General features: G+C 32.8%; 15 protein-coding genes. 6 read left to right on the forward strand and 9 right to left on the reverse strand.

Going from position 1 to position 9,802, the window contains the following annotated elements; all coding sequences use genetic code 11:
• Positions 1-37: 37 nt before the first annotated feature.
• The gene (locus K5781_RS07485) at positions 38-436 is read left to right on the forward strand and encodes a CBS domain-containing protein (RefSeq protein WP_297442312.1); all 399 of its coding nucleotides are present in this window, start codon (positions 38-40) and stop codon (positions 434-436) included.
• On the opposite strand, the gene K5781_RS07490 is transcribed toward K5781_RS07485, so the two are convergent.
• The gene (locus K5781_RS07490; RefSeq protein WP_297442315.1) at positions 437-862 is read right to left on the reverse strand and encodes a hypothetical protein; all 426 of its coding nucleotides are present in this window, start codon (positions 860-862) and stop codon (positions 437-439) included.
• 50 nt (positions 863-912) lie between these two features.
• Between K5781_RS07490 and K5781_RS07495 the strand changes: the two genes are divergently transcribed.
• Positions 913-1,467 carry a DNA-3-methyladenine glycosylase I gene (locus tag K5781_RS07495; RefSeq protein WP_297442317.1) on the forward strand — a complete coding sequence of 185 codons (555 nt, stop codon included), beginning with the start codon at positions 913-915 and terminating at the stop codon, positions 1,465-1,467.
• On the opposite strand, the gene K5781_RS07500 is transcribed toward K5781_RS07495, so the two are convergent.
• Positions 1,468-1,773, reverse strand: coding sequence for a hypothetical protein (locus K5781_RS07500; protein ID WP_297442319.1), 306 nt, complete (start codon positions 1,771-1,773; stop codon positions 1,468-1,470).
• Positions 1,774-1,870: 97 nt separating this feature from the next.
• On the opposite strand from K5781_RS07500, the gene K5781_RS07505 reads away from it, so the two are divergent.
• The 3 genes from K5781_RS07505 to K5781_RS07515 all read left to right on the forward strand — a co-directional run bounded on the left by K5781_RS07505 (position 1,871) and on the right by K5781_RS07515 (position 4,110).
• Positions 1,871-3,136, forward strand: coding sequence for a divalent metal cation transporter (locus tag K5781_RS07505; protein WP_297442320.1), 1,266 nt, complete (start codon positions 1,871-1,873; stop codon positions 3,134-3,136).
• 85 nt (positions 3,137-3,221) lie between these two features.
• On the forward strand, positions 3,222-3,737 hold the full coding sequence (locus K5781_RS07510; protein WP_366848108.1) for a ferritin: 516 nt from the start codon (positions 3,222-3,224) through the stop codon (positions 3,735-3,737).
• 40 nt (positions 3,738-3,777) lie between these two features.
• Entirely contained in the window at positions 3,778-4,110 is a 333-nt protein-coding gene (locus K5781_RS07515; protein WP_297442324.1) for a hypothetical protein, read from the forward strand.
• Positions 4,111-4,112: 2 nt separating this feature from the next.
• On the opposite strand, the gene K5781_RS07520 is transcribed toward K5781_RS07515, so the two are convergent.
• The 3 genes from K5781_RS07520 to K5781_RS07530 are packed head-to-tail and all read right to left on the reverse strand — an operon-like array spanning position 4,113 to position 4,791.
• Positions 4,113-4,286, reverse strand: a complete 174-nt coding sequence (locus K5781_RS07520; RefSeq protein WP_297442326.1) for a hypothetical protein — start codon at positions 4,284-4,286, stop codon at positions 4,113-4,115.
• A 34-nt stretch (positions 4,287-4,320) separates the two neighbouring features.
• Complete coding sequence (locus K5781_RS07525) at positions 4,321-4,620, reverse strand: hypothetical protein (RefSeq protein WP_297442328.1); 300 nt, start codon at positions 4,618-4,620, stop codon at positions 4,321-4,323.
• A 27-nt stretch (positions 4,621-4,647) separates the two neighbouring features.
• Positions 4,648-4,791: a hypothetical protein gene (locus K5781_RS07530; RefSeq protein ID WP_297442330.1), complete on the reverse strand. Its 144-nt coding sequence runs from the start codon at positions 4,789-4,791 to the stop codon at positions 4,648-4,650.
• A gap of 222 nt (positions 4,792-5,013) precedes the next feature.
• On the opposite strand from K5781_RS07530, the gene K5781_RS07535 reads away from it, so the two are divergent.
• Positions 5,014-5,454 carry a pyridoxamine 5'-phosphate oxidase family protein gene (locus K5781_RS07535; protein ID WP_297442332.1) on the forward strand — a complete coding sequence of 147 codons (441 nt, stop codon included), beginning with the start codon at positions 5,014-5,016 and terminating at the stop codon, positions 5,452-5,454.
• Here the strand turns inward: K5781_RS07535 and K5781_RS07540 are convergent.
• Genes K5781_RS07540 through K5781_RS07555 form a run of 4 tightly spaced genes read right to left on the reverse strand, consistent with a single transcriptional unit; the run spans position 5,449 to position 9,650 of the window.
• A complete protein-coding gene (locus K5781_RS07540) occupies positions 5,449-6,228 on the reverse strand; it encodes a DNA repair protein (RefSeq protein WP_297442334.1) in 780 nt (259 codons plus the stop codon). The two genes, K5781_RS07535 and K5781_RS07540, sit on opposite strands and share 6 nt — an antisense overlap.
• A gap of 36 nt (positions 6,229-6,264) precedes the next feature.
• Positions 6,265-6,465 (reverse strand): hypothetical protein, encoded by a 201-nt coding sequence (locus K5781_RS07545; protein WP_297442336.1) that lies wholly within the window; start codon positions 6,463-6,465, stop codon positions 6,265-6,267.
• 2 nt (positions 6,466-6,467) lie between these two features.
• A complete protein-coding gene (lysS, locus tag K5781_RS07550) occupies positions 6,468-8,057 on the reverse strand; it encodes a lysine--tRNA ligase (RefSeq protein WP_297442338.1) in 1,590 nt (529 codons plus the stop codon).
• A gap of 9 nt (positions 8,058-8,066) precedes the next feature.
• Complete coding sequence (locus tag K5781_RS07555) at positions 8,067-9,650, reverse strand: tRNA uridine(34) 5-carboxymethylaminomethyl modification radical SAM/GNAT enzyme Elp3 (protein ID WP_297442340.1); 1,584 nt, start codon at positions 9,648-9,650, stop codon at positions 8,067-8,069.
• Positions 9,651-9,802 lie beyond the last annotated feature (152 nt).

Genomic DNA, 9,802 nt, shown 5'->3' on the forward strand with positions numbered 1-9,802 from the left:
ATGAAGATCTTAAATATTATTATTTCTTAATCATGTAATGAGTCGTGAAGATTTCAATTCTTCTTCTATTCTAGTTCAAGATATTATGACTAGAGCATTAATCACTGTGAATCTTTCTACTACTGCACTACAGATTGCAAAAATGATGCAACAAGGAGGCATTGGGGCAATAATGGTTCAAGATAATTCTAACCCTGTGGGAATAATCACTGATAGGGATTTTGCAACAAAAGTTGCCGCAAACAATCTCTCTTTTGATACTCCCGTAGAGAAGATAATGTCTTCTCCTCTAATTACAATAAACCACAATGAGCCTATATCTGCAGCTGCTGAAAGAATGACTACAAAAAAAATTAGAAAATTAGCAGTTACTGAGAATGGTAAAGTGGTGGGGATTATCACTTCGACTGATTTGGTAACTCAATTGGCAAAATAGCTAAAACGTCTTTGTCTTTCTGAGAAATACTGTAACTGATGCCATGTAACAACCTGTTGCAATGAATTCTGAAATTAACGATGCCAAATATGGCTCAATTCCAATTTCTAGAAAATAATACAACGTTGGCCACCTAATTCCTAGATAGATAATCTCTCCTACTCCAAATGATGAAATTAATGCAAGCAATTCTTTTTTAATCAAACTTGATTTCATTGTTTTGTATCTGTCTTTGTTATCAAAATAAAACAAAACAGAAAAAATCCCAAAATAAATAATGTATCCTATAATTATTGTAATTGTTGTATTAAGATAATTTTCTTGTTTTTCTAATAACTGTGCAACAACTGCTGATAATGACGCTGAAATGATAAAGCAGATGAGAAAGTTTCTGTTGATTTGCAGCAACTGGGGATTTAATTTCATAGTGTATCTCTTTGGTAACTGTTATTTTGAATCATTTCATAAATCAAACTATGAAAAAAAGATGCACCTGGGCCCAAGATGAACCTAATATCAAATATCATGATAATGAATGGGGGAGGCCTCAACATGATGATAAAAAATTATTTGAATTTTTGATACTGGAAGGTGCACAGGCCGGACTTTCCTGGACTACTATCCTTAATCGTAGAGATGGTTATAGGAAGGCATTTTCTAATTTTGAGCCAAAAAAAGTCTCAAAATTTACTCAAAAACATGTTGATAAACTACTTCAAGATGAATCTATTATTCGTAACAAACTGAAAATAAATTCAGCAATCAATAACGCAACACAATTCTTGAAAATCCAAGATGAATGCGGTTCATTTGATCGATATCTTTGGGGGTTTGTCAATTACAAGCCAATTAAGAATAAATTCAAAAATCATTATGATTTGCCTGCATCTACTGAAATTTCAGAAAAATTAAGCAAGGATCTAAAAAAACGTGGATTTAATTTTGTAGGGCCTACTATATGCTATGCATTGATGCAAGCCGTAGGAATGGTAAACGATCATACGTCTGATTGTTACTTATTTAAAAAATAACTAACTAGACTGGAATTTTTTCAGTGTATCGCTATACAAATTCATTGGAACTATTTTGACTGTACTTAATGATGAAATTCCGACATCTATGCAAAGTTTCTCAATATCATGTGCATTAATTGCGTCAATTATGATTGTCCATTCGTGTTCTAAAACCGACATGTAAAATTCCCTTACTTTGACATTATCATATTTTTTACTCTCTGTTTCTAGGTTTTCTCCTAGTTTCATGAATATTTTTTTACTGTCTTCATTGTTTATCGGACAAGATTCAGGACTGTGTGTTGCAAACACTCCAAATAACATAAGAAAATTATTTTTCTCTAATATTTAAATTTGAATTTTTTCTTGACATTAATTAAAAATTGAGGTTATATGCAAGATTTCTACTCTTCATGTTAGTATGAATGAAAAGTTTTCTAAATTTTCCAAAACTGCCGGCCCTGGAATCTTATTTGCATGTACTGCAATAGGTGTATCTCATCTGGTGCAATCTACTAGGGCTGGTGCAGATTATGGCCTTTTAATTTTGGGTTTTGTAATTTTAGTAACTTTGATGAAATATCCATTTTTTGAATTTGGTTCTAGGTATGCAAATTCTACTCAAACTAGTATTATAGATGGTTACAAGAAACTTGGTACCCCTGCATTGTGGTTGTACTTTTTACTTACTATCGCTTCAATGTTTTTTGTTACTGGTGCTGTGGGATTTGTAACTGCCGGATTTTTTGAGAATCTATTTGGAATTGATTTTCTTGGCGAATGGACTGTGGTGATTTTATTTGCCATTTGTGTTGGCATCTTGGCAGTTGGAAAATATCATGTACTTGATAGTCTGGTTAAGATTATTGCAATTGTTTTACTGGTTTCAACTGTTTCTGCATTTTTATTCACATTGTATCACGGTCCTGCAGAATCTGTGTCTGGATTTGAACCAAAAGATCTTTGGGATGTTTCTGGAATCTTCTTCTTACTTGCATTAATGGGATGGATGCCTACTGCCGTAGATCTTTCAAGTTGGAATAGTTTGTGGACCCTAGAAAGAATGAAGCAAACCACATACAAACCAAAATTAAAAGAAACATTACTTGAATTTAGACTAGCATATTTCATTACTGGAATTCTTGCAGTAATGTTTGTTGTTTTAGGCTCTTTCATTTTTTATGGGACTGGTGAAGAACTACCCAACAACAATTCTCTTTTTGCACATGAGATTGTAACTCTATACACAAAAACAATTGGTGATTGGAGCTATCTGATAATAGCAGCATCTGCATTTACTGTAATGTTTGGAACAATAATTGCTGTCTTTGATGGCTATTCAAGGTCTTTGCAACGAACTATAGAGTTGATATTTACTAAAAAAGAAGAAAAAATACGCACAAAATTTCGCACTTTCTATACTCTCTTCCTATTTTTGATATCTGCAGGTTCTTTAGTGGTAATATTTCAATTTGGAAATAATCTTAAAGAATTAGTTGATTTTGCAACTGTGCTGTCTTTTATTATAGCACCAATAATTGCTATTTTTAATTTTAGATTGGTAACTGGAAAATATCTTGATAAAGAACATCAGCCCTCTTTAGGATTAAAAATTCTTAGTTTGTCTGGAATTCTTTTTCTTTTTGGATTTGCAATAATGTTTGCTTTTTTAAAACTAAGTTTATGACCATTTCAAATTACATAATTTTTCTTATGTCTGCCTAATTTTAGTAAGTTTTTTTAATAGATTGTGTATAGTGTACTTGTAAATAATGAGAATTTCCAGTAAAATGAAAAAAGCACTGAATGATCAAGTTGCAATGGAATCTGCTGCTTCAAACAGCTATCTTGCAATGGCATCTTGGTGTCAAATTACAGGTTATCACGGTGCTGCAAAGTATTTCTTTGCTCAATCTTCTGAAGAACGAGATCATATGTTGAAAATTGTACAATATCTAAATGATATTGGTGCCAATGCTGTAATTCCTGCTGTAAAAGCTCCTGTTGCTTCTTACAAATCTCTTGAGGGCGTAATCAAAACCGCTTTGAAAAATGAACAATCTGTCACAAAAGCAATTCATAAAATTGTTGAGCTTTCCCATAAAGAAAAAGATCATTGCTCATATGCATTTCTAGAGTGGTTTGTAAATGAACAAGTCCAAGAAGAATCCAAATTTGAAGATATTTTACAAAAGTTTGATTTACTTGGACGTGATAAACTTGCAGTTAATGAAATCGACAAATTTTTGGCATCTACTGCAGGTGCCGATGAGTCTGCAGCTGCATAAATTTCTAAAATAATTAATACTTCATTATTTCAGTTCTGTCATGACAGTTACTGTAACAAAAAAACCTGGTGGAATAACTCAATTATTTAATACCGAAACTGGTAGAGTGACTTACAAGTGTAAAGCCGAATCTGCTTACATGTTACTTGAAGCCTTTGGTGGAATAGTAAAATTTAATCAAAAGGGTGCAATTGCAACTGTCACTGGTCACATCACTTCACTTGAATCATGTGATGTCATAAAGAAAGGCCATTCTGAATACAAAGAAGCATTGCTTTCTATTATTTCAGCACACAAAGAATTTGCCCAAAATGTTTCTGATTCCTACCAAAAAGAAATCCAGGAATTAGAAAATAAATTATCTGCTCTTTAATCTTAACCATAAATCATGCAATGCTCGCATTCACAATTTTCCTGATCTTTTGATTTCTTTAAGCATTTTTTATGTTGGCCTGCTTGACATTGAACACAAATCTCCTCAATGTTATCTACACTAGTATATTTTTTTGATTGATCAAATCCAAATCCTCCATCCTTTGGTCCTACCATGTGTTGATTAAACTGAAGTCCTATTTCTACTTCACTAATTTGTCGCTGATTTTATGGCTTCGTACAAATTTTTCTTTTGCATTTCAATAATCCCTCTAATTTCAAAAGTATCTACATATCCTCCAGCTGATGCACGAGTTGCTTTTAACAAATAATGTAGTGCCCCTTCTTCAATTTTTCCAACATAATAGCCATATAGAAAATCTAGTTGATTTTCACATTTCCAAATTTGTTTGATTGCAGGAAATGTTTGTTTTATCTCTGTAGGAATTTCTTGAATTCTTCTTTGAATATATTGATCCAATGATTTTCTAATGGATGAATCTTGTAACAACTCTAATTTTCTTTAAAAGAACTTGTTTTAGTCCTTTTTCTTTGGTTTACCTTCGCCTGGTTTATCCCACATGTGCATTGTCCCTCTAATCATAAATGAACCAACAATTATGGCAACGATTCCTCCTACTATGAATAAAAAGAATTTCCCAATATCCTTGATACTTGCCATGATTTGTATTGCTTGTTTGTATAATTATAATTGTCTAAACTGAGCAATTAGATTCAATAATGAGTTTGAGATATTACATTAGATGTCGAAAATTAAACAAATTGCTGCCTGGATAGCGATTATTGGTGGAGGAATAGGCTTCTTTTTCTTCTCGATTGAGATGGCTGAATTCATGCGTTAATTGTGAAAACTAAATACATTCTATTCTGAAATTATCTATACATGATTACTGAAAAAATCAAAAATTTCCTTAATCTTCAAAAACTTGCGTATGTTGCAACTGTATCTGCTGATGGTAAACCTAACATCTCTCCAAAAGGCACAGTGATTGGCTGGACGGCAGATTCTCTAGCTTTTGCAGACATTCGTTCTCCTGATACTATGAAAAATATTCAAAATAATTCAAATGTGGAAATTAATGTCATAGATCCTTTGCTTAGAAAAGGATATTTGTTTCAGGGCACTGCTAAAATTCTTCAAGAAGGCATTCTTTATGAGGACATTTTAAGTTATTATAGAAAAAATGGGATTAAAAGTCAAATAAATTCAATTGTTTTAGTTAATGTCTCTGATGTATCTGAAGTGATTTCGCCTCTGTATGATATGGGGATTTCAGAAAAAGAAATTAAATCAAAATGGAAAAAACATTTTGCAGAATTATGATTCCTCAGAAAAATTTGTAGATTGCTTTAGTTTTTCTAATTCTTGTTTAGTCTTTTCATGATCATCTCTTTCGTTTTGCAATAGTGTTTGTATTGCGTCTAGTTCTTTTTGTGTGGTGTTTAGTTTTGATTTTAATGATCCTACTACTGCACTTGCAGCTTCAATTATTCCTGCAGATGTTTTTTTATTCTCCTCGTTTACTCCTATGAATTCTTTTTCTGATTGTGATAATACACTTGTGTCTTCAAATGTGTCTTTTTTGTCTAACTCTTGTTTTGCATTATATAATCGAGAATTGGCTTCTTCTAATTCTTCTTCAACTTCGACTTGTTGCTTTTTAATATTGTGCAATATTGTTTGCTCTTGTGAAATTTGCTCTTTGATCTCTTCATACTTTTTTGCAAATTCTTCTAACTCTTCTTTTATTTTAGCATGTTCTCCTTGAGTCTTTTTGAATTTATCAATTGATTCTGTATCTTTAATTAGTTCTGATTTTTTATTTCTCTCTTGAATTTCCTTATATTCTCGTTTTATGATGTCTAATTCCATCATTTTTTGATTTAGTTCTTTTTTGACCAACATCAGATTGCCTACTGTTGAATCATATTCTTCTTTTACCGTGGCTGTTTTTTCATTAATTTTATCTAATGCCTCTTGTTTTTCTCTAAAGTCATTTTGTAATTTCTCTACTTCTAATTCCAGTTCCGCTTTTAGGGTCTTTTCTTCGCTGTAATCTTGAATTTCCTCTGTTTTCTTTTTACCAAAAAGCCCCATATCCCTAATCGTTTTCCTCCAAAAGATGAACCTTTCTTATTCTTTTTTTATTCTCCATCTGAAGAATTTCAGATAAAACCCAATACTGCCAATCACTATTCCTGCTATCCATGCAATTGGCCCTAAACCTGTTTTCGTTGTTGCCTCTTGGGGGGCAAGGAATAACAACAATGCTCCAAATATTATTAATGCAAACCCCCCGCTGTTTTTTGATTTATTGTGTTCTCCGTGAACCATGATTATGTGTACTCTGAGAGTGTTTTTGCTACTTGTTTTCTTCCTATGTCTGAGATGAATGGCCCTATCTTTGGACCTCTTGATGTTCCAAGGATTATTTGATATAATACTTTAAAGAAATCTTTTGGTTGTATGTTGTTTGATTTTGCAATTTGATAAATTGTATTTTGAATATCTTCTAATTCTGTTTCCCCATTTAATTCGTCTACAAGTAATTTCAAAGCTGTTTTTGTAGTGTTGTCTAAATCAATCTCCATTTTTTCTTGCTCATCGAATTCATCTGAATAATTTCCGGCAAGCTCGATGATCTTTTCTATTTCTGGTTCTGGATTTTTGATCACTCCATAATCCAATAATTTTTTTAGTACTCTTTCTGTTCTGTTTTCTTTGAAAATTTTTGCTAGTTCAATAACTAATCTATAGTTAACATGTGTGCTAGATTGCTTTGGAGGATTTAGCAGGTTCACGTATTCAAACAATCCTTTTGATTTGATCAGTTTTGCTTGATTATCTACCTTGATTCTACCAAAGTAAATGTCTTCAAGTTCGTTATACTCTGCCATCAATGATGGAATGTCGTCAAATCCTAATTCTCTTGCACCTGTGATTCTTTTGTATAACAATAACAAAATTGATTTTGGACTGCCAAATTCTAACCATTTTTGTGCAGTTATCACATTGCCTAATGATTTTGAAATCTTTTTTCCTCCTTTGTCTAGAAACATTTCATATTTTACATGATGGGGATGTGGAAATCCTAAGATTTCATCTGCGACCCAATCATTTACTTTGACTGAATCCATGATGTCTTTTCCATATGCCTCAAATCTTATGTCAAATGCAGTCCATCTTGCAGCAAATTCTACTTTCCATGCTAGTTTTCCTAAATCTTTTCCAATGTCTGCTTCGCCTATGTGTCCACATCCCTTGACCATCTTTGAGCCTATCTCTGTATCATGACATGTGTATTTCACTTTCTTTTCATCTTCTATGTATTCAGAAGCTTCTGCGGTGTAGAGGCGATTACAGTTTGCACACACTGGAAAGTATGGTAAATATTTTTGATATTTTTCTTGTCCTACTAATTCTGAAATCTTATCGCCAATCTTGGTGCTGTTTTGTAATATTGTGTGAATTTGTTCTTTTAGTAATCCTTGTTTGTAAGTATCCACTGCTCTTCTGAATTCATACTTTATTCCTACTTTGTCTAATCCCTCTAAGAGTATGCTGCTCATGTGCATTCCATAAGAATCATGACATCCATAAGGATCTGGAATTAATGAAACTGGTTTTGAGATGTGTTCTTCTAAACCAAACTTTTCCATTCCTTCAGGAATTTTTCTTAAACCATCAAGATCGTCTGAATATGCAATTAATTCTGATTTGTATCCTAAATTTTCTAATGCTAGTTTAACCCCGTATGCTCTTACTGCATCTCCTAAACTTCCAATATGTGGAATGCCTGATGCCCCTAGCCCACTTTCGACTCTTAAAAGATCTGTATTTCTTCCAAGTGCTTTTTCACGTTCTAATAATTCTGATGCTAATTTGTCAATCCAAGTTCCTTTCCCAATAATTTCTTGCTCTGTCATTTGTTTTCACTAGTTCAATGTTTTGGACATGTATGGCCCATATAACGAATACCCTATCTTTTGATAATATTCTCTTGTACCTACTGCACTAATGACTAAAATTTTCTTTGCGTCAAATTCTTCTTTGGATATTTTTTCAGCCTCTTTCATCAAATTTTTTCCTAGCCCTGAATGCTGTATTTCATCTTCTTCTTTTTCTCCAAGCTTCAAAGATTTTCCATACACATGAATTTCTCTAACAATGCACGTATCTTGATCAATTTCGTCTCTATGTGCCTCTGAGCTTGGTTTTCTTAATCTCAGAAATCCATAAATTGATTCATTTTTGTCTTCATATGACAAAAATACTTCTTTTCCTCCTGACGAGTCATAATCTATTCTGTTTAGTTTTATGTCTCCTCCTGATTTTCTATTTGATAACCCTGCTTCTCTACATCTAATGCATTTGCAAGACAATCCTTGTTTTGCAAGATTTTGGTGCACAATTTGCCTCAAATTTCCCGATTTAGGCCCTGCAATTATCTCATTTGGGGAAATTTCTCTTTGGACTCTCATGATTCTGACCCATTTTGGAATGTTCCTTTTGGCTTCTGTTAGAACTTTAATCATATCCTCATCCGAATACGGTGTATACTTTCCCTGTTTGTATTCTTCATACAGTGGTGTATTTTCAATGACTAATGATGGGTAAATTTTTAGCATGTCTGGACGTAACTGTGGATCTGAAAACAATTTTTTAAAATCTGTAATGTCTTCATCTGGTGTCATTGTGGGCAATCCTGGCATCATATGTGCCACAATTTTATATCCTGCATCTTTTGAAATCTGGAATGATTCTATTACATCCTTGTAGTTGTGTCCTCTGTTTACAATGTTGTAAACCCGTTCTTGTAGTGACTGAACCCCGATTTCTATTCTTGTAATTCCATAACTTAACATTAAATCCACATGTTCTTGTTTGCAATAGTCTGGTTTTGTTTCAATTGTAAATCCTACATTTCTTATGACTGCATGTTCATTATTGGATTTAGCCTCTTCCAAATCTTTTGAATCTGTTCCATTAAGGGCATCATAACATGATTTGATGAAATCTTTTTGGTAATCTTTTGGCATAAACAAAAATGTTCCTCCCACAATTACTATTTCCATTTTGGATGGATCATGTCCAAACGCAATTAGTTTTTCAATCTTTGACGTGATTTGCAATTTTGGATCAAATTCATTTTGGATTGCATTTAATGATGATGGCTCTTTTCCTGTATAGCTATTTGGGGAATTAAATTCAATCCCTCCTGGACAATACGTACAACGACCGTGCGGACATGCATATGGTTTTGGCATTAATGCAACTACTGAAACTCCTGATGCTGTCTTTGCAGGCTTTCTTATCAGAACTTTTTTTAATTTATCAAAATCTGATTCTTTTGCCATTGATAATATTTCATAATTTTTTGGAATTCTTTGTAATGCATATTTTGTACAAATTTTTATGATCTCTTCTTTTACCTGTTTCTTACTTGGTTCTCCAATAGTTAGCAAGTTTTGAGTAATTTCATTACATGCTTTAGATAAAACAGGATCTAATTTATTCATGGGCACTCTCATTGATCTGGACATAAATTCGTTAAATAATTTCGTATAATTGACTTCTATTTACGCCTAGATGCCTTTCTTTTTAGCTTGATTGCTCTTTTAGCTGGTTTTCTTTTCACTGCCTTTTTCTTTGCTACTGTCTTTTTAGCTGG

The sequence above is a fragment of the Nitrosopumilus sp. genome (genome assembly GCF_025699255.1).
Lineage (GTDB): Archaea > Thermoproteota > Nitrososphaeria > Nitrososphaerales > Nitrosopumilaceae > Nitrosopumilus.

Coding starts and splice junctions, on each gene's coding strand:
- K5781_RS07485 (WP_297442312.1), top strand. CDS start 38: ATGAGTCGTGAAGATTTCAATTCTTCTTCTATTCTAGTTCAAGATATT.
- K5781_RS07500 (WP_297442319.1), bottom strand. CDS start 1,773: ATGTTATTTGGAGTGTTTGCAACACACAGTCCTGAATCTTGTCCGATA.
- K5781_RS07490 (WP_297442315.1), bottom strand. CDS start 862: ATGAAATTAAATCCCCAGTTGCTGCAAATCAACAGAAACTTTCTCATC.
- K5781_RS07510 (WP_366848108.1), top strand. CDS start 3,222: ATGAGAATTTCCAGTAAAATGAAAAAAGCACTGAATGATCAAGTTGCA.
- K5781_RS07555 (WP_297442340.1), bottom strand. CDS start 9,650: ATGAATAAATTAGATCCTGTTTTATCTAAAGCATGTAATGAAATTACT.
- K5781_RS07515 (WP_297442324.1), top strand. CDS start 3,778: ATGACAGTTACTGTAACAAAAAAACCTGGTGGAATAACTCAATTATTT.
- K5781_RS07530 (WP_297442330.1), bottom strand. CDS start 4,791: ATGGCAAGTATCAAGGATATTGGGAAATTCTTTTTATTCATAGTAGGA.
- K5781_RS07520 (WP_297442326.1), bottom strand. CDS start 4,286: ATGGTAGGACCAAAGGATGGAGGATTTGGATTTGATCAATCAAAAAAA.
- K5781_RS07545 (WP_297442336.1), bottom strand. CDS start 6,465: ATGGTTCACGGAGAACACAATAAATCAAAAAACAGCGGGGGGTTTGCA.
- K5781_RS07540 (WP_297442334.1), bottom strand. CDS start 6,228: ATGGGGCTTTTTGGTAAAAAGAAAACAGAGGAAATTCAAGATTACAGC.
- K5781_RS07495 (WP_297442317.1), top strand. CDS start 913: ATGAAAAAAAGATGCACCTGGGCCCAAGATGAACCTAATATCAAATAT.
- K5781_RS07535 (WP_297442332.1), top strand. CDS start 5,014: ATGATTACTGAAAAAATCAAAAATTTCCTTAATCTTCAAAAACTTGCG.
- K5781_RS07505 (WP_297442320.1), top strand. CDS start 1,871: ATGAATGAAAAGTTTTCTAAATTTTCCAAAACTGCCGGCCCTGGAATC.
- lysS (WP_297442338.1), bottom strand. CDS start 8,057: ATGACAGAGCAAGAAATTATTGGGAAAGGAACTTGGATTGACAAATTA.